Genomic DNA, 22,733 nt, shown 5'->3' with positions numbered 1-22,733 from the left:
CCGGGCTCCCACGGCAACGGGCCCTGACGGCAACCCCCCGGTGGCGGGAGCGCGGTGGCGCGTGGCAGATACTGGGACGCATGGCTTACGACGATCTTCGCTCCCTGCTCAGGGCGCTGGAGCGCGAGGGCGACCTCAAGCGCATCAAGGCCGAGGTCGACCCGTACCTGGAGGTCGGTGAGATCGTCGACCGGGTGCAGAAGTCCGGCGGTCCCGCGCTGCTCTTCGAGAACGTGAAGGGCTCGGCCATGCCGCTGGCCATGAACGTCTACGGCACCGACCGGCGGCTGCTGAAGGCGCTCGGCCTGAAGTCGTACGGCGAGATCAGCGACCGGATCGGCGGGCTGCTCAAGCCCGAGCTGCCGCACGGGTTCGTGGGCGTGCGCGAGGCGTTCGGCAAGCTCGGCGCGATGACGCACGTACCGCCGAAGAAGGTGAAGAGCGACAACGCGCCCGTGCAGGAGGTCGTGCTGCGCGGCGACGAGGTGGACCTCGACCGGCTGCCGGCGCTGTTCACCTGGCCGAAGGACGGCGGGTCCTTCTTCAACCTCGGACTCACCCACACCAAGGACCCCGAGAGCGGCGTCCGCAACCTCGGGCTGTACCGCCTCCAGCGCCACGACAGGCGCACCATCGGCATGCACTGGCAGATCCACAAGGACAGCCGCAACCACTACCAGGTGGCGGCCAGGAAGGGCGAGCGGCTGCCGGTCGCCATCGCCTTCGGATGCCCGCCCGCCGTGACGTACGCCTCCACCGCCCCGCTGCCCGGGGACATCGACGAGTACCTGTTCGCCGGGTTCATCGCGGGCAGGCGGATCGAGATGGTCGACTGCCGGACGGTGCCGTTGCAGGTGCCGGCGCAGGCGGAGGTCGTGCTGGAGGGGTGGCTGGAGCCCGGCGAGATGCTGCCGGAGGGGCCGTTCGGCGACCACACCGGCTTCTACACCCCGCAGGAGCCGTTCCCGGCGCTGACCATCGACTGCGTGACGATGCGCAGGCGCCCGCTGCTCCAGTCGATCGTGGTCGGCCGGCCCCCGACGGAGGACGGCCCGCTGGGCCGGGCCACGGAGCGCTTCTTCCTGCCCCTGCTGAAGATCATCGTGCCGGACATCGTGGACTACCACCTGCCCGAGGCGGGCGGCTTCCACAACTGCGCGATCGTCTCGATCGACAAGAAGTACCCCAAGCACGCGCAGAAGGTGATGCACGCGATCTGGGGGGCGCACATGATGTCGCTGACCAAGCTGATCGTGGTCGTCGACGCCGACTGCGACGTGCACGACCTGCACGAGGTCGCCTGGCGGGCGCTGGGCAACACGGACTACGCCCGCGACCTCACGGTCGCCGAGGGCCCCGTCGACCACCTCGACCACGCCTCCTACCAGCAGTTCTGGGGAGGCAAGGCGGGCATCGACGCGACCAGGAAATGGCCCGAGGAGGGCTACACGCGGGACGGCGGGTGGCCGGACATGGTCCTGTCGGACCCCGATACGGCGGCCCTGGTGGACCGCCGCTGGAAGGAGTACGGCCTGTGAGCAGCGCCTCCGCGGCACTCCCGCAACCGGGACGCACCAAGGCGTTCCTGCGCCTGGTGATGATCGAGCACTCGGTGTTCGCGCTGCCCTTCGCGTACATCGCCTCGCTGACGGCGATGTTCGCGTGGGACAGGAACATCCACTGGGGGCGGCTGCTGCTGGTCACCGTCTGCATGGTGGGTCTGCGCACCTTCGCCATGGCGGTCAACCGGATCATCGACCGGGAGATCGACGCCCGCAATCCCCGCACCGCGCAGCGCGAACTGGTGACCGGCACGATGTCCGTCCGCCACGCCTGGACGGGCGCCCTGATCGCCGTCGTGGTCTTCCTGGCCGCCGCGGCCCTGCTCAACCCGCTCTGCCTGGCCCTCGCCCCCATCGCGGTGATCCCGATGGTGGTCTACCCCTACGGCAAGCGGTTCACCGACTTCCCGCAGGCCATCCTGGGCCTGGCCCAGGCGATGGGCCCGATCGGCGGCTGGCTGGCGATCAGCGGCGAGTGGAACTGGAAGGCGGTGGTCCTGGGTCTGGCCGTCGGCGTCTGGATCGGCGGCTTCGACCTGATCTACGCCTGCCAGGACGTCGAGACCGACCGTGAGATCGGCGTGCGGTCGGTCCCGGCCCGCTTCGGGATCCCGGCCGCCATCTGGGGGGCCCGGGCCTGCCACACCGTCACCACCGCGCTGCTCGTCTGGTACGCGGTCGTCACCGGCGCGGGCGCCTTCTTCTGGCTGGGCCTGGTCGTCGTGGCGGCCGCGTTCGTCTACGAGCACTCGATCGTCCGCCCGCACGACCTGTCCCGTCTGAACAGGGCGTTCTTCAGCGTCAACGGGTTCATCGGGATCGCCCTGTTCGTGTGCGCGCTGTTGGACCTGCTGGTGCGGGGCCTGTCGGTCTGAGTACCCGGCATCCCGGTACGCTCAAGACGTGAACGCAGGAGAAACGCAGCGCACGCCTTGGATCGTGGGGGTGTCCGGCGCGTCCGGGACGCCGTACGCGGCCGCTGTGCTGCGGGCGTTGCTCGACGCCGGGGAGAGTGTCGACCTGGTGGTCAGCCGGGCCTCGCGGCTCACGCTGCTCGACGAGACCGGCATCTCCTTCCGGGACGCCCACTGGCGGGACGACCTGCGGGAATGGCTGGCGCGCGGGGCCGACGGCAAGCCGGACGCCTTCGACGCCGACGTCGACCGTGTGCGGTACTGGAACGCCGGCGACCTGGCCGCGGGGCCGTCCTCGGGGTCGTACCCCGCGAAGGGGATGCTCATCGTGCCGGCGTCCACCGCCTGCGTCGCCGGGGTCGCCCTCGGGCTGTCGAAGGATCTGCTGCAACGGGTGGCGGGCGTCACCCTCAAGGAGCGCCGGCCGCTGGTCGTGGCCGTTCGGGAGACCCCGTTGAACGGACCGACGCTGCGGCACCTGGTGGCACTGGACGACGCGGGCGCCACCGTACTGCCCGCCTCTCCGGCCTTCTACGCGGGGGCGACGCACATCCAGGACCTGGTGGACTTCGTCGCCGGACGTGTGCTCGACGCGGTGGGAGTCGCGCACACCCTCTACCGGCGGTGGGAGGGCGAGCTCGGCGGCGCCGGCGGCACCGCCTGAGCGGCATCCGGCACTCACCCACCCACCCATCCCTTATCACTTCAGAGAACTCTTCAGCGGAAGGCTCGATCGCATGGACGCGGTGGACAGGCAGCTCATCCAGGCCCTGAGGGAGAACGGCCGGGCCTCCTACGCGGAGCTGGGGCGCCTCGTCGGACTGTCGGGACCGAGCGTCACCGACCGCATCAACCGGCTGGAGGCGGCCGGTGTCATCACCGGCTACCGCGCCACCGTGGACGCCGCCTCGCTCGGCCTCGGCGTCACCGCCCTGATCGGCATCTCGCTCTCGGACGCCGCCGACCACGAGGACGTGGCGCAGCGGCTGAAGGACCTGCCCGAGATCGAGGACTGCTGGTTCATCGCGGGCGACGACTCCTACATGCTCAAGGTGCGCGCCACGGACGTCGACGGTCTGGAGAGGATCATCCGGCGGCTGTCCGGCACCAAGGGCGTCTCCCGGACCCGTACCACCATCGTGCTGTCCACGAAGTGGGAGAACCGGGTCGGGGAGCTGCCGGAGGAGGTGTAGGCATAGGGTTGGCCGAGCTGTCGGTGCTGTCGGAGAAAGGTGTTGGCATGGACGTCGGGCTCAAGCGCGAGCTGGAGGAGAAGGTCCGCTCCGGCGAGCGGCTGACCCGTGAGGACGGCATCGCGCTGTACGAGTCGGACGACCTGGCCTGGCTCGGCGGCCTGGCGCACGAGGTGCGCACCCGTATGAACGGCGACGTGGTGCACTTCAACGTCAACCGGCACCTCAACATGACGAACGTGTGCACCGCGTCCTGCGCGTACTGCTCCTTCCAGCGCAAGCCGGGCGAGAAGGACGCGTACACGATGCGCATCGAGGAGGCGGTGAAGCTCGCCAAGGCGATGGAGTCGGAGAACCTCACCGAGCTGCACATCGTCAACGGCCTGCACCCCAACCTGCCCTGGCGCTACTACCCGCGCTCCCTGCGCGAGCTGAAGGCGGCCCTGCCGAACGTGTCGCTGAAGGCGTTCACGGCCACCGAGATCCACCACTTCGAGACCATCTCCGGGCTCTCCGCCTCCGAGATCCTCGACGAGCTGATCGACGCCGGCCTGGAGTCGCTGACCGGCGGCGGCGCGGAGATCTTCGACTGGGAGGTCCGGCAGCACATCGTGGACCACCGCACCCACTGGGAGGACTGGTCCCGGATCCACCGCCTGGCACACGAGAAGGGCCTGAAGACCCCGTGCACCATGCTCTACGGCCACATCGAGGAGCCCCGCCACCGCGTCGACCACGTGCTGCGGCTGCGTGAACTCCAGGACGAGACCGGCGGCTTCCAGGTCTTCATCCCGCTGCGCTACCAGCACGACTTCGTCGACATGAAGGACGGCAAGGTCCGCAACCGGCTCCAGGCCCGCACGACGATGGCCACCGGTGCGGAGGCGCTGAAGACCTTCGCCGTCTCCCGGCTGCTGTTCGACAACGTCCCGCATGTGAAGGTGTTCTGGGTGATGCACGGCGTGCAGACCGCCCAGCTCGCGCTCCAGCACGGCGCGGACGACATGGACGGCTCGGTGGTCGAGTACAAGATCACGCACGACGCGGACGACTTCGGCACCCCGAACAAGCTGACCCGCGAGGACCTGCTGGAGCTGATCCGCGACGCGGGTTTCCGCCCGGTGGAGCGCAACACGCGCTACGAGATCATCCGGGAGTTCGACGGTCCGGAACCGGCGCGCCGCGAGTTGCCCCAGCCCATGCGGGTGTGACCCCGTCGCAGGTGGATGTGAGCCCCGCCCGCGCGGGTGTGAGCCCTTCGGGGCGCGGTACCCGGCGGGCGTGAGTTCCCGTACGTCGGCTGCCGCCGGTGCGCCCGAGGAGGCGTACACCGCCGAGCCCTTCCTGCCGGAGCGCGGCGGGCTGCCGGCGCTGCGCCGGGCCGCCGCCGAGTGCCGGGGCTGTCCGCTGCACCTGAACGCCACGCAGACGGTGTTCGGCGCCGGGAACGCGGACGCCCGGGTCATGCTGGTCGGCGAGCAGCCGGGGGACCAGGAGGACCGGCAGGGCGAGCCGTTCGTCGGGCCCGCCGGCAAGCTCCTGGACCGGGCGCTGGCCGAGGCGGGCATCGACCCCGGCGAGGCGTACGTCACCAACGCCGTCAAGCACTTCAAGTTCACGCAGGCCGAGCCGCGCAAGCGCCGGATCCACAAGGCGCCGAGCCTGCGGGAGATGACGGCGTGCGGGCCGTGGCTCGCCGCCGAGCTGGCGGTCGTGGAGCCCGAGCTGATCGTGGTGCTCGGGGCGACCGCCGGGAAGGCGCTGCTCGGTTCGTCGTTCCGGGTCGGCGAGGTGCGCGGCACGGTCCTGGAGCGGGAGATCCACGGGCGGCCCGAGCGGCTGGTGCCGACCGTGCATCCGTCGTCGGTGCTGCGGGCGCAGGACGACGAGGACCGCAAGGCGGCGTACGGGGGACTGGTCGCGGACCTGAAAGTGGCGGCGAGAGCACTGGGGTAATAGGTACACTCGCTCTATGCCCCTTACTTTCACACTGGATCCCTCCGTGAACCGCGAGCTGCGCGACGGCATCCTCGACCTGTGGACCGACGTCACGGACGCGGGCGGCGCGGTCGGCTTCGTGGCGCCGGTGACTCCGGTGACGCGCGAGGAGACACGGGCCGAGTTGGTGCGGCACTTCGTCGCGATGGCCGAGGGCCGCGCCCGCCTCCTGGTCGGCCACGACGAGGACGGCCGCGTCGCCGCGACGGCCTTCCTGACCCACAACACCCACCGGCTGATGACCCACTGGCTGTGGCTCTACACGGTGATGGTGCACCCCCGCCACCAGGGCCACGGCTACGGACGGGACCTGCTCGCGGCCGCCGAGGACGCGGCCCGCGGCATCGACGGCATCGAGGCGATCCGGCTCACCTGCCGGGGCGGGCTCGGCCTGGAGCGGTTCTACGCCTCCTGCGGCTACAAGGAGGTCGGCCGGGTGCCCGGCGCCATCCGCGTCGCACCGGGCGACGAACGCGACGACGTGATCATGCTTCTGCCGCTGACCTGAGGGTTTGCCCGCTTTGGCACCCCCGTGAAAGATCCGGTGCCGGGCGTGCTTCACTGGACCGTGGGCCTTTGGACCTCCCCCCATGGATACGGAAGAGTGGATTGAGATGCTCCGCTACACACTGATGCGCCTCGGGATCTTCGTGGGCTGCCTCGTGGTCGTCTGGGGCCTCGTCCACTTCGGCATCGCCCCGCGCGGCCTCGGCAGCTCCAACGGCCTGTGGATCGCGCTGCTCGCCCTGGTGATTTCGGCCCCGATCAGTTTCGTCGCCCTGCGCAAGGAGCGGGACCGGGCGTCGGTGCAGGTCGCCCGGCGGGTGGACCGGATGAAGGCGAACATGGAGGCCAGCGCCGGTGCGGAGGACCTGGCCGACGAGCGGGCGCGGGCCCGGACCCAGGCGTCCTGATCCGGTCGGAGCGGCCGCGCGTGGCCGCTTCGGGGCCCTGCGGGCGGCGCCGCGAACCGTAGGCTTGCGCCCATGGGTGCCGTGAAGACCAAGCGGATGCCGCGGGCCGTTCGCGAACAGCAGATGCTCGACGCCGCCGTACGGACCTTCGGGCGGCGCGGCTACATGGCCGCGTCCATGGACGAGATCGCCGAACTCGCGGGCGTCTCCAAGCCGTTGGTCTACCTGTATCTGAACTCCAAGGAAGACCTCTTCAGCGCCTGCATACGGCGTGAGGCCACCGCGCTCACCGAGGCCGTGCGCGCCGGGGTGCGCGCCGACGCGCCCGCCGACCGGCAGCTCTGGGAGGGGCTGCGGGCGTTCTTCACGCACACCGCGCGGTACCCGGACGGCTGGGCGGTGCTGCACCTCCAGGCGCGCACGCACGGTGAGCCGTTCGCGTCCGAGGTGGCCGCGATGCGCGCGGAGATCGTCGCCTTCGTCACCCAGCTCATCGCCGTCACGGCCCGGAACGCCCACGGCGACCCCGATCTGCCCGAGCGCGAGGTCGCCGGGCTCGCCGAGGCCCTGGTCGGCGCCGCCGAGTCCCTCGCCGCCTGGGCCAACACCACCCCGGGCGTCACCGCCCGCCAGGCCGCGGCCACCTTGATGAACTTCGCCTGGGCGGGCCTGGGCAACCTCATGGAGGGCCGCCTCTGGTCGCCACCGGCGGAGCGGCCGGTGGCTCAGAGGGGGTAGACCTCCCCGGCCACCCGCACCCGGTCCCCCCGGTCCCGCAGCTCGAAACGCCCGCCCTGCGCCGCGTACGTCACCGTCCCCGGCAGCGGCACCGGCGCCCGGAACTCGGCGCGTACGACGCAGGACGCGGGCGCGCCGTGTGCGGCGAGACATCGGGCCACGGTCCACATGCCGTGCGCGATCGCGCGGGGGAAGCCGAACGGCCGGGCGGTGAGCGGGTGGAGGTGGATCGGGTTGCGGTCGCCGGACGCGGCGCCGTACCGCCGTCCGAGATCGCCGGCCAGACGCCACTCGGCGACGGCGGGCAGCGGCTTGCGTGTCTCCCCGGGTGGCTCGCCGGCCCGGTGCCGCGTGCGGTGCCGGGCCAGATACCGGCTCCTCGACTCCCACACGACGTCCCCGCCGGCCCGCATCTCCGTCACGACGACGGCCTCCGTGCCCCGCCGGTGCGGCGCCGACCCCTCGACGTACACGGTGAGTTCGTACTCCCCGGTGGCCGTCAGCGCCCCGTGCCGCGTGATCTCCAGCGACGTGTGGACGAGGCCGAGCAGCGGCAGCGGGAAGTTCCTCCCGCTCATCAGCCGCATGGCGAGCGGAAAGCCGAGCACGTGCGGATACGTCACCGGCAGCGTGCCGTCCCCGGCCGGACCGGCGGGGAACCCGCACACCCGCTCGTACGCCGCCAGCCGCGCGGGGTCGGTGCGCAGTCCCGGCAGGACGAGCCGGACGCGGGGGAACTCGGCGTCGGGGCCGGGCCGCTTGAAGGGGGACAGCAGGGCTCCGCGCAGGAGGAGAGGCGGAAGGGAGGGGGACCCGGTGAGGAGGAGACGCATCACGCCCCCCGCTCCTGGGCGCCGACCTCGATCACCTGAGGGCCTGCGGCCATGTGCGACTCCCGTGCGACTGAAGCCCGAAGTACTTACCCTGGAGTAAGGTTACCGAAGGTAAGCCTATGTCATGGGTGAGGAGCCGGTCGAGATGAGCCCCCTTGCACGACGCTGCCCGCAGCGGCCTGCGGACGCCGCTCCGTGAAGCCGAAGATTGCACAGCCCCGTTCCCGGACCATCTCCCAACCCGCCCCGAACCCGCACGGACTCCCCACGAGCGCGCCGTACGATCCCGCTTGCAACCGGCGGTAACACCCAAGGCCCGCACAGCCGCGCACGCACCACCGGTGAACGACTCGGTTCGCACCGCGCGTACCCCCATGCAGCAGAGCGGTAGTCGCCGCCGGCCCCAGGAGCTGCCATGCCCATCTCGTACTCGTCGTCCCCGTCGCCCGCCGGTTCCGCCGTGCCGCCGTCCGCCCCGGAGCGCGACCACGGCTACGACTACGACCCCGACGGCGGCCCGGTGTTCGTCGCGCCTCAGACCCGGCGGCTGGACGGCGAGGTGCGGGAGGCGTACGTACCGCCGCTGGTGGCCCAGGTGACGCACGGCTCGCTGGCCGACCTGCCGTTCGAGAACGCGACCGCGGAGCCCGCCCGCCGCGTCCTGAGCCGACGGGCCGCGGGCGGCGGCTGGACCGACCTGACGGCACAGCAGTTCGCCGACCAGGTACGGGCGGTGGCGAAGGGCCTGATCGCGGAGGGCCTGATGCCGGGCGACCGGATCGCCGTCATGGCCCGCACCACCTACGAGTGGACGCTGCTGGACTTCGCCGCCTGGGCCGCGGGCCTGGTCACCGTCCCCGTCTACCCCACCTCCTCCCTCTTCCAGACCCGCTGGATCCTCCAGGACTCCGGCGCGGTCGCCCTGGTGACCGAGACGGCCGGGCAGGCGGCGGCCCTCGGCCCGGAGCGCGACCGCCTGCTGGACCTGCGCCACATCTGGGTCGTCGACCAGGGCCACGTCGACCGCCTGGCGGAGGCGGGCGCGGCCGTCCCGGACCAGGAGGTGGACGTGCGCCGGGGCATGCTCGGCCCCGACACCCTGGCGACCCTCGTCTACACCTCGGGCACGACGGGCCGCCCGAAGGGCTGCGCGCTGACCCACCGCAACTTCCTCGCCGAGGTCGACAACGCGATCGAACTCCTCTACCCGGTCTTCAGGAGCCGGACGGCGGAGGAGCCCGCGACGCTCCTCTTCCTCCCGCTCTCGCATGTCTTCGGCCGCATGGTGGCGGTCGCCTGCGTCCGCGCCGGGGTACGGCTGGGCCATGCGCCGAGCCTCGCGGCCGAGGACCTGCTGGCCGACCTGGCGACCTTCCGGCCGACGTTCCTGCTGGCCATCCCGTACATGCTGGAGAAGATCTACAACAACGCCCGGGCCACGGCCGAACGCGGCGGCCGGGCGTCCTCCTTCGACCGCGCCGCCGGGGTGGCCCGCCGCTACGGCGAGGCGGTCGAGGCCCGCCGGCACGGCACGGGCCCCGGGCCGAGCCGCGCGCTGAAGACGGCACGCGCCTTCTACGACCCGCTCGTCTACCGCCGGATACGCGGTGCCCTCGGCGGCCGGCTGCGGCATGTGATCTGCGGCGGCTCCCCGCTGGGCCGCCGCCTGGCCGCCTTCTACGCCGGGGCGGGTATCGAGGTATACGAGGGCTACGGCCTGACGGAGACCACGGGCGCGGCCACGGTGACGCCCCCGGACCGGCCCCGCCTGGGGACGGTCGGCTGGCCGCTGCCGGGCACCAGGGTGCGTATCGCCGCCGACGGCGAGGTGCTGCTGAGCGGTGGCCAGGTGTTCCGCGGGTACTGGGACCCGCACGCCGGCGGGGTGGTCCCGGCGACGCACGACGGCTGGTTCCCGACCGGTGACATCGGCCGCCTGGACGACGAGGGCTATCTGACGATCACCGGCCGGAAGAAGGAGATCCTGATCACGGCGGGCGGCAAGAACGTGGCCCCGGCACCCCTGGAGAACTGGCTCCGCTCCCACCCCCTGATCTCCCAGTGCATCGTCCTGGGCGACGGCCGCCCCTACGTCTCCGCCCTGATCACCGTGGACCCGGACGGCATCACCCACTGGCGCCGGATGAACGGCAGGCACCCGGTGCCGCCGGAGCTGCTGACCGACGACCCGGAGCTGGCGGCCGTCCTGCAACGGGCCGTGGACGAGGCCAACAAGCTGGTCTCCCGCCCCGAGTCGATCCGCCGCTTCGCCGTGCTGCCCGTGGACTTCACGGAGGCGGCGGGCCATCTGACCCCGTCGATGAAGCTGCGGCGGGAGGCGATCATGCGGGACTTCGCGCGGGATGTGGAGCGACTGTACGAGGCGTGAGCGCGGGTCGCGGTACGAGGCGTGAGCCCGGGTTGAGCCGCCCGGGGGCGGCTCGCGTTCACGCCTCGTGCGGCGACGGGAGGGGAGGCTTGCGGGCGATCAGGAACGCCTGCGGGGCCGTCTCCCCGAGCGCCTCGTCCCGTTCCCGCACCATCCGGGAGTGCGGCGCGAATCCGGCCGCGGTCAGCAGCTCGCCGATCCGCTCCGGCCGCCGCCGCTCGAAGTCGAGCGAGACCGGGTGGCCGAAAGGGCGCTCCAGGCGGAGCGGCTCGTCGCCGGCCTGGAAGGCGACCAGCAGGTGCCCGCCGGGCGCGAGGACGCGGTGGAACTCCGCGAACAGGGACGGCAGCCGGTCCACGGGCGTGTGGATGGAGGAGTACCAGGAGACGACGCCGGCGAGGGCGCCGTCCGGAACGTCCAGCTCCAGCATCGAGCCCTGCTCGAACCGCAGCCCCGGGTTCTCCCGGCGGGCGACGGCGAGCATCGAGGCCGACAGGTCCAGGCCGAACACGTCCGTCCCCAGCGCGGCCAGGTACGCCGTGACCCGCCCGGGACCACACCCGAGGTCGGCCACCTCGCCGCCGTCCCCCACGAGTTCGGCGAAGGCCGTGAGCACCGCGCGGTCCAGGGGCCTGGCCGCGAAGGGCTCGCGGAAGAGCTCGGCGTAGTCCTCGGCGATGGCGTCGTAGAAGGTGCGGGTGGGGGTGAGGAAGTCCGTCGGGTTCGTCGTCATGGCCGGGACTGTAGAGGGGCCCACTGACAACGAGGCCCGGGCCGCGTGGCGAAAAGAGTTCGCCGAGAATTCACCGGACGCCTGGGCCCCGGCCCGGCAAAGGCAGGAGCCCCGTCGCCTTGCGGCGCGGGGCTCCTTGGGTACTGCGCTCAGGTCTGGTACTGCGCGAGATTCGCTCAGACCGGGGTGACGTTCTCCGCCTGCGGGCCCTTCGGGCCCTGGGTGACGTCGAAGGACACCTGCTGGTTCTCTTCGAGAGAGCGGAAACCGGTCGCGTTGATCGCGGAGTAGTGGACGAAGACGTCGGGGCCGCCGCCTTCCTGGGCAATGAAGCCAAAGCCCTTTTCGGCGTTGAACCACTTCACGGTTCCGGTAGCCATAAGCCCTCCTTGGGCCCAAAGGGTCGCCCTGCTCCAGAACCTGCAATGTGAAAACGAGATCGCCGCACAACTGCATACGTCTGAAAACGACCAGAGCCCGCGGTCACATGCTCCGCAGGCTCTGTACTGCAAGGGAAACCAAAACTGCAACTTGCTGGCGAGCCTAGCACGCGGGCCCGGGAATGCAATAGAGGTCAAGATCACGTCACCCGGACGTTTGAAGGCTCTGGTGAGAGCTTGACGCAGAGCATTTGGTGGAAGTAGGCCCGGGCATCGGCCGGGCGGGTGAGAGCCGGGGCGGTCCCGGGGCGGTCGAGGGGGCGGCGACAGGGCCGTGCCGACCAGGGTCTAGTCTCGCGATGTGGACAATTCTCGCACCCGGCCGCGCGTCGGCCACATCCAGTTCCTCAACTGCCTGCCCCTGTACTGGGGGCTCGCGAGAACGGGCACGCTCCTCGATTTCGAGCTCACCAAGGACACCCCGGAGAAGCTCAGCGAGCAGATCGTGCGGGGAGACCTCGACATCGGCCCGGTCACCCTCGTGGAGTTCCTCAAGCACGCCGACGACCTGGTCGCCTTCCCCGACATCGCCGTCGGCTGCGACGGCCCGGTGATGTCGTGCGTGATCGTCTCGCAGGTCCCGCTGGACCGGCTCGACGGCGCCCGTGTCGCCCTCGGCTCGACCTCCCGCACCTCGGTCCGCCTGGCCCAGCTGCTGCTCGCCGAGCGGTACGGCGTGACACCGGACTACTACACCTGCCCGCCCGACCTCAGCCTGATGATGCAGGAGGCGGAGGCGGCCGTGCTCATCGGGGACGCGGCCCTGCGCGCGAACCTCCACGACGGCCCCCGCTACGGGCTCGACGTGCACGACCTCGGGCAGCTGTGGAAGGAGTGGACCGGGCTGCCGTTCGTCTTCGCGGTCTGGGCGGCGCGCCGCGAGTACGCCGAGCGGGAGCCGTTCCTCACCCGGAAGGTGCACGAGGCGTTCCTCTCCTCCCGCGACCTTTCCCTGGAGGAGGTCGGCAAGGTCGCCGAACAGGCGGCCCGCTGGGAGGCCTTCGACGAGAAGGTCCTTCAGGAGTACTTCACCACCCTCGACTTCAGCTTCGGCGGACCGCAGCTGGAGGCGGTCGCCGAGTTCGCCCGCCGGGTCGGCCCGACGACGGGCTTCCCGGCGGACGTGAAGGTCGACCTGCTGCGGCCGTAGCGAGCCCGGGCCGGCGTGCCCGCGCCTGCCGTGGTCATGCCGGTCGTGCCCGCGCCGGTCGCGTCCGCTAGGCCGTAGGCGGTCCGGGCCGCGGGAAGTCCCTGGGGTGACCCTGCCCTTCGGCACTACCCTGCTGGGGGAGTCGTACGGGGGAGGACGGACGCATGCAGCCGCTGGGAGCCGACGAGCCCACCGTTGTGGGGCCCTACCGGCTGCTCGGCCGGCTGGGCTCCGGCGGCATGGGCCGTGTGTACCTCGGACGCAGCGCGGGGGGCCGCACGGTCGCGGTGAAGATCGTGCATCCGCACTTCGCGCTGGACGAGGAGTTCCGGGCCCGGTTCCGGCGCGAGGTGGCCGCCGCGCGCCGGGTGGGCGGCGCCTGGACGGCCCCGGTGCTGGACGCCGACCCGGAGGCGTCCGTGCCCTGGGTCGCCACCGGTTACGCGGCCGGTCCCTCCCTCGCGGCGGCGGTCGCGGACGGGGGACCGCTGCCCGCGCACTCCGTACGGGGCCTCGTCGCCGGTCTGGCCGAGGCACTGACGGCGGTGCACGAGCTGGGCCTGGTGCACCGGGACGTGAAGCCGTCCAACGTGCTGCTCACCCTCGACGGCCCGCTGCTGATCGACTTCGGCATAGCCCGCGCCATGGACGGCACGGCGTCGCTGACCTCGTCCGGTGTCTCGATCGGCTCGCCGGGCTACATGGCGCCCGAGCAGATCCTCGGCAAGGGCGTCACGGGCGCGGCGGACGTCTTCTCGCTGGGCGCGGTCCTGGTGCACGCGGCGACGGGCGAGCCGCCGTTCCCGGGCGACTCGTCGGCGGCACTGCTCTACAAGGTCGTCCACGAGGAACCGGAGCTGGACTCCCTGGCCGACGGCGAACTGCGGGAGCTGGCACGGGCCTGCCTGTCCAAGGACCCGGCCGCCCGCCCCACCCCCGCCGAGATAGCCCACCGCCTCGCCCCCGAGGGCGCGGCCGGCCTGGTGTCCGGCGGCTGGCTTCCGGGCCGGCTGGTCGAGCAGGTCAGCCGCAGCGCCGTACACCTGCTGAACCTGGAGGCCGCGCACAGCGAGCTCGCCGGATCGGACGGGGCTGCCGGACCGGCCGGAGCTGCCGGACCGGCCGGAGCTGCGGCAGGACCTGCCGGACCGGCTGAATCGGCGTCCGGCCCGGTGGGGTTCAGCAGGGCGTCGGTCACCGCTGCCGGGGGCGGTGTGCGGGAGGGGAACGGGCCCGCCGGTTCCGGGCCGGAGGCCCGGACGTCCGAAGCGCCGGTGGTGACCGGGGAGTTCGGTCCGCCGCCCGTGATGCCGACGGCCCCCTCCGTGTCCCCGCCGCGAGCGTCCGCCACGACCTTGCCGCCCCTGCCCGGACAGCCGACGGCGGCGCCGTTCTCCGGCGCACCGGTCGCCGATGCGCCGTTCCCGGCCGCGCCCGTCTCCGATACGCCGGGCCTCTCGGGCGACCCGGCTCCGGGGTCGGGACCCGGGTCCGGGCCCGGCAGGTTCTCCGTCACCGTGGCGGCCGGGTCGGCACCCGGGAACGGCGGCCGGGGGCGGCGGCTGAGCTGCAGTGTGGTGCTCGCGGTCGCGGGAGCGCTGGCGGTGGTGACCACGGTGGGCGGGGTGCTGCTCAACCAGCTCCACGGCGGCGGGTCCTCCGACGCCGGCAGCACGCCCCCCGCGGACGCCGGAGGCCGGCCGTCCGCGTCGTCGTCGGCCGCCGCCGTGCCCAAGGTGTACCTCGGCACCTGGCGCGGCACCGGCACGGTGACCGCGGCCGGGGTGGACATACCCGGCGGCACCTACGACATCGTCGTCCGTCAGGCCGCGCCCGGCGGCGTCGTCGGCTCGGTGACCCAGACCGACGCCTTCGGAGGCGCCTGCGTCGACGTCCTCACCCTGAAGTCCGTCACCGGCAAGGAACTCGTGGCCGTCGGGCGGGGCAAGAAGGACAACCCCTCGCACTGCGTCCCCGACGCCCATGTGGTCCACCTCCGCCCCGACGGCGCCGACGCACTGCGGTTCACCTCCGAGGACCCGAAGGCCGGAAACCCCAAGGCCCGCGTGACCCGCGTGGACTGACGGGACGCCCGGCACCGGACGGCCTGGCGTCGGCTCGGTGAAGGCGCTGGCGTAGGCTGGCCGGGTCTTTCCAGACCCTTACGAATCCTGCGAAAGGGACCGCCGGTGACCGAGAAGGCCGACCTCGCAGCTGTTGATGTCACAGCCGTCCTCGACCGTGCCGCCGCCGGCGGGCGGATCACCCCCGAGGAGGCGCTCGAGCTCTACCGTCGCGCGCCGCTGCACGCGCTGGGCGCCGCCGCCGACGCCGTGCGCCGTCGCAAGTACGCGGGCACCGAGCACATCGCGACGTACATCATCGAGCGCAACATCAACTACACGAACGTGTGCGTCACGGCGTGCAAGTTCTGCGCCTTCTACGCCGCCCCGAAGGACACGGAGAAGGGCTGGACCCGGGACCTGGACGACATCCTGCGGCGGTGCGCCGAGACCGTCGAGCTCGGCGGCACGCAGATCATGTTCCAGGGCGGCCACCACCCGGACTACGGCGTGGAGTACTACGAGCGGCACTTCCGCGCCATCAAGGAGGCCTTCCCCCAGCTGGTCATCCACTCGCTGGGCGCCTCCGAGGTCGAGCACATGGCCCGGATCAGCGGCGTCTCCGTCGAGGAGGCCATCACCCGGATCCATGAGGCCGGGCTCGACTCCTTCGCCGGCGCCGGCGCCGAACTCCTCCCCGAGCGGCCGCGCAAGGCCATCGCGCCGCTGAAGGAGTCCGGTGAACGCTGGCTGGAGATCATGGAGACCGCGCACCGGCTGGGCGTCGAGTCCACCTCCACCATGCTGATGGGCACCGGCGAGACCAACGCCGAGCGCATCGAGCACCTGCGCATGATCCGGGACGTCCAGGACCGCACGGGCGGCTTCCGCGCCTTCATCCCGTACACCTACCAGCCGGAGAACAACCATCTGAAGGGCCGCACCCAGGCCACGATCTTCGAGTACCTGCGGATGATCGCGATCGCCCGCCTCTTCCTGGACAACGTGATGCACATCCAGGGCTCCTGGCTGACCACCGGCAAGGACGTCGGCCAGCTGACCCTGCACTACGGCGCCGACGACCTCGGTTCGATCATGCTGGAGGAGAACGTCGTCTCCTCGGCCGGTGCCAAGCACCGCTCCAACCGGATGGAGATCATCGAGCTGATCCGCCGGGCGGGCCGCGTCCCGGCCCAGCGCTCGACGACGTACGAGCACCTCGTCGTCCACGACGACCCGGCGAACGACCCGGTCGACGACCGCGTGATGTCCCACATCTCCTCGACCGCGATCGCGGGTGGCACCGCACACCCCGAGCTGAAGCTGCTGGCGTCCAACTGAGCCTGCCGTGCTGACGATCCACGCGGCGGACGAGGTCCGCCACGCCTGGGAGGGCGACGATCCCGAGTCCGTGCGCGACGGTGCCGTCGCCGTCGAGGGCGACCGGATCGCCGCCGTGGGGCCGCTCGCGCAGGTGACCGAGCGGTTCCCGGGCGCCCGGGTGCGCCGCTGGCCCGGTGTCCTCGGGCCCGGCCGGGTCCACGCGGGTCCCCTCCCGGACGCCCCCTCGCCCCGCGAACGCGTGCACGCCGTCCTGAAGTCGGGGGCGGTGGCTGTTCTGGAGCCGTACGCCGACTCGCCCGGACTCCGCGCCGCCGCCGGGCGGAACGACGTCCTGGTTCTCACGGGCGCGGCCTCACCGCCCGCCCTGGTTCCCGGCGGCCGCGCCGACCTCGCCGTGTTCGACGGCACCGGCGCCTGCCTCGCCACCGTCTGCGCCGGACGCCTCGTGCACCGCCGCCGCTGAGCGCCGGCGGGTCCTCGTCCTGAAGGCCCGCGCGTCCGCCGCGCGGAACAAGCGCGGGCCGCTTCCGGGACGTCGCACCCCCGCCTGCCACAATGGGCCCGTGACCCGCGCATCCCTGGAGAAGCAGCCGCACGAAGTCGCCTCGATGTTCGACGGCGTGGCGGAACGGTACGACCTGACCAACGACGTGCTGTCCCTGGGACAGGACCGGCGGTGGCGCAAGGAGGTCGCCAGAGCGGTCGACGCCCGGCCGGCGCAGAAGGTCCTCGACCTCGCCGCCGGTACGGCCACCTCCTCGCTGCCCTTCACCCGCGCCGGCGCCTACGTCGTCCCCTGCGACTTCTCCCTCGGCATGCTCCAGGTCGGCAAGCGGCGGCACTCCTGGCTGCCGTTCACGGCGGGCGACGCCACCCGGCTGCCGTTCAAGGACGACACCTTCGACGCGGTCACCATCTCCTTCGGGCTGCGCAACGTCCAGCACTTCGACGCGGCGCTGCGCGAGATGCACCGGGTGACCCGGCCCGGCGGCCGGGTGGTGATCTGCGAGTTCTCGCACCCCACCTGGGCGCCGTTCCGCACCGTCTACACCGAGTACCTGATGCGCGCCCTGCCGCCCGTGGCACGCGCGGTGTCCTCCAACCCCGACGCGTACGTCTACCTCGCCGAGTCCATCCGCGCCTGGCCCGACCAGCCCGCGCTGGCCGAGCGGCTGCGCACGGCGGGCTGGTCGCAGGTGGCCTGGCGCAACCTCAGCGGCGGCATCGTGGCGCTGCACCGGGCTTTCAAGGCCTGAGTGCCCAGGCGGGCCGTCGTTCTCATGTGGGGGTGACGGCTGCCGGGGTGACGGCGTACGGCCGGCCCGGTTCGTCCAGTTCCCGGGACAGACCGCCCGCGGGCGGCCTCGGCACGCGCGGCTCGCGGACGCCTCCACCGCCCTCGCCCAGGCCGAAGTCGAACCACACGTAGACCATGGAGTCCCGGGGCACCTCGGCGCCGGGCTGCGGGTACTGGCGTACGACGTAGTCGACGACGGTCAGGTGGAAGTCGGGGCGGTCGGGAGCGTTGAGGAACAGGCCCCGCGCCCGGGCGGTCTCGCGCGCGTCCACGGCCATCAGTCCGACCAGGCGCGGAACACGCACTTCCGGTGTCTTGGGTGTTATGTGCACAGACGTCACCCCCAGCGGTACTGGAAGGGTAACCGGCCAGGGTGCCGCCCGGAAGCGTCAGGTGTCTTTCCGTGACAATCGAATACGCTCCGTCACGAAGCGCCGAGGTCGAGCCGGTAGCAGTGGCCCTCGCGCCGCAACACCGGGGTCACGAAGGTCTCCGCCAGGCGCATGCCGAGGCGCCGGGTGACCGCGATGGACCGCGCGTTGCGCGCGTCCACCATGGCCACCACCGTCGGCAGCCCCACCGCGCGCAGCCGCTCCAGGGTCAACCGGGCGGCGGCGGTGACGTATCCCCGGCCCCAGTACTCCCGTCCGAGCCGCCAGCCGATCTCGATCTCCCCGACCGGACCCCAGTCGCCCGGCCACGGCTGGGCGCCGGTGAAACCGATGACCGTGCCGGACTCGTCCAGCATCGTCCAGAGGCAGAAGCCCCGTTCGGCGTCGTGCCGGCGCTGGCGGGCGGTGAGCTCCTCGTAGACGGACAGCTCGGCCGACTTGCCGCCGTGGAACTCCATGACGTCCGGGTCGTCGAAGATCCGGTGCCAGGCGACGGCGTCCTCGTCGGTGGGGACGCGCAGCCGTACGACGGGGAGGGCTCGGTTCACGGGGGCATCCCTTCGGCCGGGTGATCAATTCTGCTGAATAGACTGCCCATGTCCAGTGCCGGTCGGCACGCAGATTTCGAACTTGGGGAGATCCCGCCGTGACCGTCGTGACTGAGCCCCTCTCCGAGAACACCGCCGATGTGATCGTCGTGGGCGGGGGGCCGGCCGGTTCCACCACCGCGTATCACCTCGCGCGGGCCGGTCTCGACGTACTCCTGCTGGAGAAGACCGCCTTTCCGCGCGAGAAGGTCTGCGGCGACGGCCTCACCCCGCGCGCCGTCAAGCAGCTCGTCGCCATGGGCATCGACATCTCGGAGGAGGCCGGCTGGCTGCGCAACAAGGGGCTGCGCATCATCGGCGGCGGTGTCCGACTCCAGCTGGACTGGCCGGAACTCGCCTCCTTCCCCGACTACGGACTCGTCCGCAAACGCGACGACTTCGACGAGCAGCTCGCCCGGCAGGCCCAGAAGGCGGGCGCGCGGCTGTTCGAGCGCTGCAACGTCTCCGGGCCGGTCGTCGACGACCGCACCGGCCGCATCACCGGGGTGAAGGCCAAACTGGGGGAGGAGAAGCGCGAGGTCACCTTCCACGCACCGCTCGTCGTCGCCGCCGACGGCAACTCCACCCGGCTGTCCCTGGCGATGGGCCTGCACCGCCGCGAGGACCGCCCGATGGGCGTGGCCGTACGGACGTACTTCACCTCGCCGCGCCACGAGGACGACTACCTCGAGTCCTGGCTGGAGCTGTGGGACCGGCGCGGCTCCCAGGACCGTCTCCTGCCCGGCTACGGCTGGATCTTCGGCATGGGCGACGGCACGTCCAACGTGGGCCTCGGCGTGCTCAACACCTCCGCCTCCTTCAAGGAGCTGGACTGGCGCGAGATCCTCAAGGCCTGGTGCGCCTCCATGCCCGAGGACTGGGGCTACACGCCGGAGAACATGACGGGACCGATCCGCGGTGCCGCGCTGCCCATGGCCTTCAACCGCCAGCCGCACTACACGCGCGGGCTGCTGCTCGTCGGTGACGCCGGCGGGCTGGTGAACCCCTTCAACGGCGAGGGAATCGCCTACGCCATGGAGTCCGGCCAGCTCGCCGCCGACATCATCGTCCAGGCGCACTCCCGCGGCACGGCCGCCGGACGCGAACTCGCCCTGCAGCGCTACCCGCGCGTCCTGAAGGACACCTACGGCGGCTACTACACGCTGGGCCGGGCCTTCGTGAAGCTCATCGGCAATCCGAAGGTCATGCAGATCGCCGCCCAGCGCGGCCTGACCCACCCGCTGCTGATGAAGTTCACCCTCAAGCTGCTGGCCAACCTCACCGACCCCACGGGCGGCGACGCGATGGACCGCATCATCAACGGCCTGAGCAAGGTGGCGCCGAAGGCGTGAACCGCCGCGGGACGCGATGACTCAGAGGCCGGCTCGTTCCCGAGCCGGCCTCATCCGTTCCTGTGTCCGCGACCGGTGACGCCGGAAGGGCCGCTGCCCCCGAGCGGCTGCGGCCCTTCACCCCGTACGGCTCTGTGCGGTGCCTCAGAGCACCCGGACCGCGCCGGTCGGCGGGTCGTACGACAGCGGCTTCTCCACGATGCCGGTGGAGGGGTTCTGCGCGCCGACGAACATACCGTCACCGACGTACACGGCCACGTGGTACGCGCTGCCCGCGCCGCCCCAGTAGAGGATGTCGCCGGGCTGCAGGTTGGACAGCGACACCTGGGTGCCGGCGGTCGACTGGTCCTGCGAGACGCGCGGCAGGCTGATGCCCACCTGCTTGAAGGCGGCCTGCACCAGGCCGGAGCAGTCGTAGGCGCTGGGCCCGGTGGCGCCCATGACGTAGGACTTGCCGATCTGCGCCTTGACGAAGGAGATGACGGCGGCGGCCGAACCGGTGGCCGTGGACGTGCTCGTGGAGACGGAGGCGGAGGCGGAGACGCCGGAGCCCGTCGAGGCGGAGAGCGTGGTCCGCGCGGTGCTGCGCGAGGCGCGCTCGGCGGCGGCCTTGCGAGCGGCGGCCTCGGCGGCCTTCTTCTTGGCCGCGGCCTCGGCCTTCTTCTTCGCCTCCGCCAGGTCCGACTTGGCCTGCTTCGCGGCCTTCGCGGCGGCCGCGTCGCGCTCGGCCTGGAGCTGGTAGTTCGCGGCGGCCTGCTGCGTGGCGTCCGCGGACTGGGCGACCTGGGCGGCCAGGTCGGCGGTCAGCGTGGGCAGTTCGAGGGTCTGGGTGACCGGCTCGGCCGCGTTCGCCGACGAGGCGGACGCACTGGCTACCGCCAGGGTGCCGAGGACGCCACCGGCAACTCCGGCCCGCATCGCGATTTTCGACGCGCTACGGCGGGGCTTCCGGTGGCTGCGTATGTGAGCGGTGTGGGACATGGGAACAACCGGTATCAGGGGCTCCTTCATATCTTCAAGAAACGTGTGCTGCGCCACATTTACTCAACGGGGGGCTCGAATCCCGGGCGTGTCGTTCTTTATTGACGCCGTAACGGACATTGCGGGCGCACGTGATCATGCCTGTGATCATGGTCTTTCGCTGTTACGCCCGAATTGCCCTGCGCCTACCACTGGTCGGGACCGTTGGCCAAGCCCGGTTCTCATGGCCTTCTCATGGATGTGGCGGAGGTCACGGAACGGTCACCATGCCGCCCTGCGTCTGGGTATCAGGCCCATTCGCGGTCGCGGAGGGCGATGTGAGGGTTATGCCGGTTTGATGAACTGAAGTCCCTTTCATCACAAGAGTCACGCCGATCCCGCGAGCCTCGAAGAACTCAGTGGCCCCTTTGGTGCCGCCTGGCGCCTCTCGTGCTGACGGGCGCCCGCTTGTGAAGCGGTGAACGTGTCCACTTCCCGTTCCGCCGTCCCCCCGATGTGTGAAAAGCAGCCCTATATCAAGGTCTTGACGGCCCTTGCCACTTTGCGCCGGACGTTGGGCATCTGATAGTGCAGACCCCCTCTCACCTGCAAATACGAGGTAAAATGTAACCACTGGTGATCGCTCAGGTGCTTCGAGTGCGAAGATCACCGCTCATCCGCCTTGATGATCGTTCGTCAGGTGGTGGAGATCACAAAGCTCGAGTAATACCCCGTGTCGCAGATCACAGAGCGTCGGGCATAAGATGCCCTGCAGTTGGGCTTGTGACCTGCTTCACATGTTCTCGATCTTCGCGGGGCCGGCGGGGGTGGTGGGACAGATGAGACGGATCTGAGTCCAGCGCAACCGCCAGCAGTCAGTGCCGACTGAGAGGAGCGAGGAGCGGTGAACGCGTATGCGCCCATCCTCGTACTGGGAGCCCTCGGGGCAGGCTTTGCGATCTTCTCCGTGGTCATGGCCACGCTGATCGGTCCGAAGCGGTATAACCGCGCCAAGCTCGAGGCGTACGAGTGCGGTATCGAGCCGACCCCCACGCCGGCCGGCGGCGGGCGCTTCCCCATCAAGTACTACCTGACGGCGATGCTCTTCATCGTCTTCGACATCGAGATCGTCTTCCTCTACCCGTGGGCGGTCACCTTCGACGCCCTGGGTGTTTTCGGGCTCGTGGAGATGCTGCTCTTCGTGCTCACCGTCTTCGTCGCCTACGCGTACGTATGGCGGCGCGGCGGCCTGGAATGGGACTGAGGGGCCTTACAGACATGGGACTCGAAGAAAAGCTGCCGAGCGGATTCCTGCTGACGACCGTCGAGCAGGCCGCGGGCTGGGTGCGCAAGGCGTCCGTCTTCCCGGCCACTTTCGGCCTCGCCTGCTGCGCGATCGAGATGATGACCACCGGCGCCGGCCGCTACGACCTGGCGCGCTTCGGCATGGAGGTGTTCCGCGGTTCGCCCCGTCAGGCGGACCTGATGATCGTGGCCGGCCGGGTCAGCCAGAAGATGGCGCCGGTCCTCAGGCAGGTCTACGACCAGATGCCCAACCCCAAGTGGGTGATCTCCATGGGTGTCTGCGCCTCCTCGGGCGGCATGTTCAACAACTACGCGATCGTCCAGGGCGTCGACCACGTCGTCCCCGTCGACATCTACCTTCCCGGCTGCCCGCCCCGCCCCGAGATGCTGATGGACGCGATCCTCAAGCTCCACCAGAAGATCCAGTCCACCAAGCTCGGCGTGAACGCCGAGGAGGCGGCCCGCGAGGCGGAGGAGGCGGCGCTCAAGGCCCTGCCCACGATCGAGATGAAGGGGCTGCTGCGGTGAGCGACGTGAACGGCACCGGCGGTGCGAAGGGCACGGGCGGC

24 protein-coding genes are annotated in these 22,733 nt (G+C 71.2%); 18 read left to right on the top strand and 6 right to left on the bottom strand.

Features of this window, described 5'->3' with window-relative positions:
* Positions 1 to 80: 80 nt before the first annotated feature.
* The 9 genes from ABZ484_RS13800 (at position 81) to ABZ484_RS13760 (ending at position 7,319) form a co-directional block, all read left to right on the top strand.
* The gene (locus ABZ484_RS13800; protein WP_358866081.1) at positions 81 to 1,538 is read left to right on the top strand and encodes a menaquinone biosynthesis decarboxylase; all 1,458 of its coding nucleotides are present in this window, start codon (positions 81 to 83) and stop codon (positions 1,536 to 1,538) included.
* Positions 1,535 to 2,437 (top strand): menaquinone biosynthesis prenyltransferase MqnP, encoded by a 903-nt coding sequence (gene mqnP / locus ABZ484_RS13795; RefSeq protein WP_358866080.1) that lies wholly within the window; start codon positions 1,535 to 1,537, stop codon positions 2,435 to 2,437. Before ABZ484_RS13800 ends, mqnP begins: the two co-directional genes overlap by 4 nt.
* Before the next feature lie 28 nt (positions 2,438 to 2,465).
* Positions 2,466 to 3,140 (top strand): UbiX family flavin prenyltransferase, encoded by a 675-nt coding sequence (locus ABZ484_RS13790; RefSeq protein ID WP_358866079.1) that lies wholly within the window; start codon positions 2,466 to 2,468, stop codon positions 3,138 to 3,140.
* 73 nt (positions 3,141 to 3,213) lie between these two features.
* A complete protein-coding gene (locus ABZ484_RS13785; RefSeq protein WP_358866078.1) occupies positions 3,214 to 3,669 on the top strand; it encodes an Lrp/AsnC family transcriptional regulator in 456 nt (151 codons plus the stop codon).
* A 47-nt stretch (positions 3,670 to 3,716) separates the two neighbouring features.
* On the top strand, positions 3,717 to 4,880 hold the full coding sequence (gene mqnE, locus ABZ484_RS13780; RefSeq protein WP_358866077.1) for an aminofutalosine synthase MqnE: 1,164 nt from the start codon (positions 3,717 to 3,719) through the stop codon (positions 4,878 to 4,880).
* A 70-nt stretch (positions 4,881 to 4,950) separates the two neighbouring features.
* Complete coding sequence (locus tag ABZ484_RS13775) at positions 4,951 to 5,625, top strand: UdgX family uracil-DNA binding protein (RefSeq protein ID WP_358866076.1); 675 nt, start codon at positions 4,951 to 4,953, stop codon at positions 5,623 to 5,625.
* A 16-nt stretch (positions 5,626 to 5,641) separates the two neighbouring features.
* Complete coding sequence (locus ABZ484_RS13770; protein WP_358866075.1) at positions 5,642 to 6,175, top strand: GNAT family N-acetyltransferase; 534 nt, start codon at positions 5,642 to 5,644, stop codon at positions 6,173 to 6,175.
* Between the two features lie 106 nt (positions 6,176 to 6,281).
* Positions 6,282 to 6,581 (top strand): DUF4229 domain-containing protein, encoded by a 300-nt coding sequence (locus ABZ484_RS13765; RefSeq protein WP_358866074.1) that lies wholly within the window; start codon positions 6,282 to 6,284, stop codon positions 6,579 to 6,581.
* 72 nt (positions 6,582 to 6,653) lie between these two features.
* Entirely contained in the window at positions 6,654 to 7,319 is a 666-nt protein-coding gene (locus ABZ484_RS13760) for a TetR/AcrR family transcriptional regulator (RefSeq protein ID WP_358866073.1), read from the top strand.
* Here the strand turns inward: ABZ484_RS13760 and ABZ484_RS13755 are convergent.
* Positions 7,307 to 8,152: a MaoC/PaaZ C-terminal domain-containing protein gene (locus tag ABZ484_RS13755; RefSeq protein WP_358866101.1), complete on the bottom strand. Its 846-nt coding sequence runs from the start codon at positions 8,150 to 8,152 to the stop codon at positions 7,307 to 7,309. The genes ABZ484_RS13760 and ABZ484_RS13755 overlap by 13 nt on opposite strands.
* 415 nt (positions 8,153 to 8,567) lie before the next feature.
* Between ABZ484_RS13755 and ABZ484_RS13750 the strand changes: the two genes are divergently transcribed.
* On the top strand, positions 8,568 to 10,541 hold the full coding sequence (locus ABZ484_RS13750; RefSeq protein WP_358866072.1) for an AMP-dependent synthetase/ligase: 1,974 nt from the start codon (positions 8,568 to 8,570) through the stop codon (positions 10,539 to 10,541).
* Between the two features lie 58 nt (positions 10,542 to 10,599).
* Here ABZ484_RS13750 and ABZ484_RS13745 read toward each other — a convergent pair whose 3' ends face one another.
* On the bottom strand, positions 10,600 to 11,274 hold the full coding sequence (locus ABZ484_RS13745) for a class I SAM-dependent methyltransferase (protein WP_358866071.1): 675 nt from the start codon (positions 11,272 to 11,274) through the stop codon (positions 10,600 to 10,602).
* A gap of 176 nt (positions 11,275 to 11,450) precedes the next feature.
* Entirely contained in the window at positions 11,451 to 11,654 is a 204-nt protein-coding gene (locus ABZ484_RS13740; protein WP_004984723.1) for a cold-shock protein, read from the bottom strand.
* A gap of 361 nt (positions 11,655 to 12,015) precedes the next feature.
* Between ABZ484_RS13740 and ABZ484_RS13735 the strand changes: the two genes are divergently transcribed.
* From ABZ484_RS13735 to ABZ484_RS13715, 5 genes are all read left to right on the top strand, one after another.
* Positions 12,016 to 12,864 carry a menaquinone biosynthesis protein gene (locus tag ABZ484_RS13735; RefSeq protein ID WP_358866070.1) on the top strand — a complete coding sequence of 283 codons (849 nt, stop codon included), beginning with the start codon at positions 12,016 to 12,018 and terminating at the stop codon, positions 12,862 to 12,864.
* 164 nt (positions 12,865 to 13,028) lie between these two features.
* Positions 13,029 to 14,948 (top strand): protein kinase, encoded by a 1,920-nt coding sequence (locus ABZ484_RS13730; RefSeq protein ID WP_358866069.1) that lies wholly within the window; start codon positions 13,029 to 13,031, stop codon positions 14,946 to 14,948.
* Positions 14,949 to 15,053: 105 nt separating this feature from the next.
* Positions 15,054 to 16,268: a cyclic dehypoxanthinyl futalosine synthase gene (gene mqnC / locus ABZ484_RS13725; protein ID WP_358866068.1), complete on the top strand. Its 1,215-nt coding sequence runs from the start codon at positions 15,054 to 15,056 to the stop codon at positions 16,266 to 16,268.
* Between the two features lie 7 nt (positions 16,269 to 16,275).
* The gene (locus ABZ484_RS13720; protein WP_358866067.1) at positions 16,276 to 16,734 is read left to right on the top strand and encodes a hypothetical protein; all 459 of its coding nucleotides are present in this window, start codon (positions 16,276 to 16,278) and stop codon (positions 16,732 to 16,734) included.
* Positions 16,735 to 16,834: 100 nt separating this feature from the next.
* On the top strand, positions 16,835 to 17,527 hold the full coding sequence (locus ABZ484_RS13715; protein ID WP_358866066.1) for a demethylmenaquinone methyltransferase: 693 nt from the start codon (positions 16,835 to 16,837) through the stop codon (positions 17,525 to 17,527).
* 22 nt (positions 17,528 to 17,549) lie between these two features.
* Here the strand turns inward: ABZ484_RS13715 and ABZ484_RS13710 are convergent, their stop codons facing one another.
* Both ABZ484_RS13710 and ABZ484_RS13705 read right to left on the bottom strand, forming a co-directional pair.
* Positions 17,550 to 17,873, bottom strand: a complete 324-nt coding sequence (locus ABZ484_RS13710; RefSeq protein ID WP_358866065.1) for a PASTA domain-containing protein — start codon at positions 17,871 to 17,873, stop codon at positions 17,550 to 17,552.
* A 119-nt stretch (positions 17,874 to 17,992) separates the two neighbouring features.
* Positions 17,993 to 18,508: a GNAT family N-acetyltransferase gene (locus ABZ484_RS13705; RefSeq protein ID WP_358866064.1), complete on the bottom strand. Its 516-nt coding sequence runs from the start codon at positions 18,506 to 18,508 to the stop codon at positions 17,993 to 17,995.
* Between the two features lie 98 nt (positions 18,509 to 18,606).
* Here ABZ484_RS13705 and ABZ484_RS13700 point away from each other — a divergent pair, with 98 nt between their 5' ends.
* On the top strand, positions 18,607 to 19,899 hold the full coding sequence (locus ABZ484_RS13700) for a geranylgeranyl reductase family protein (protein WP_358866063.1): 1,293 nt from the start codon (positions 18,607 to 18,609) through the stop codon (positions 19,897 to 19,899).
* 144 nt (positions 19,900 to 20,043) lie between these two features.
* On the opposite strand, the gene ABZ484_RS13695 is transcribed toward ABZ484_RS13700, so the two are convergent.
* The gene (locus ABZ484_RS13695; RefSeq protein ID WP_358866062.1) at positions 20,044 to 20,880 is read right to left on the bottom strand and encodes a C40 family peptidase; all 837 of its coding nucleotides are present in this window, start codon (positions 20,878 to 20,880) and stop codon (positions 20,044 to 20,046) included.
* 883 nt (positions 20,881 to 21,763) lie between these two features.
* Here ABZ484_RS13695 and ABZ484_RS13690 point away from each other — a divergent pair.
* Together ABZ484_RS13690 and ABZ484_RS13685 are read left to right on the top strand one after the other, a co-directional pair.
* Complete coding sequence (locus ABZ484_RS13690; protein ID WP_007383963.1) at positions 21,764 to 22,123, top strand: NADH-quinone oxidoreductase subunit A; 360 nt, start codon at positions 21,764 to 21,766, stop codon at positions 22,121 to 22,123.
* 14 nt (positions 22,124 to 22,137) lie between these two features.
* The gene (locus ABZ484_RS13685; RefSeq protein ID WP_358866061.1) at positions 22,138 to 22,692 is read left to right on the top strand and encodes an NADH-quinone oxidoreductase subunit B family protein; all 555 of its coding nucleotides are present in this window, start codon (positions 22,138 to 22,140) and stop codon (positions 22,690 to 22,692) included.
* The last annotated feature ends 41 nt before the right edge of the window (positions 22,693 to 22,733 follow it).

This window comes from Streptomyces sp. NPDC006393, assembly GCF_040628575.1.
In the GTDB taxonomy this organism is placed as follows: domain Bacteria; phylum Actinomycetota; class Actinomycetes; order Streptomycetales; family Streptomycetaceae; genus Streptomyces.
Note: the sequence above shows the minus strand (reverse complement) of the source record. Positions and strands in the feature narration are given on the sequence as shown.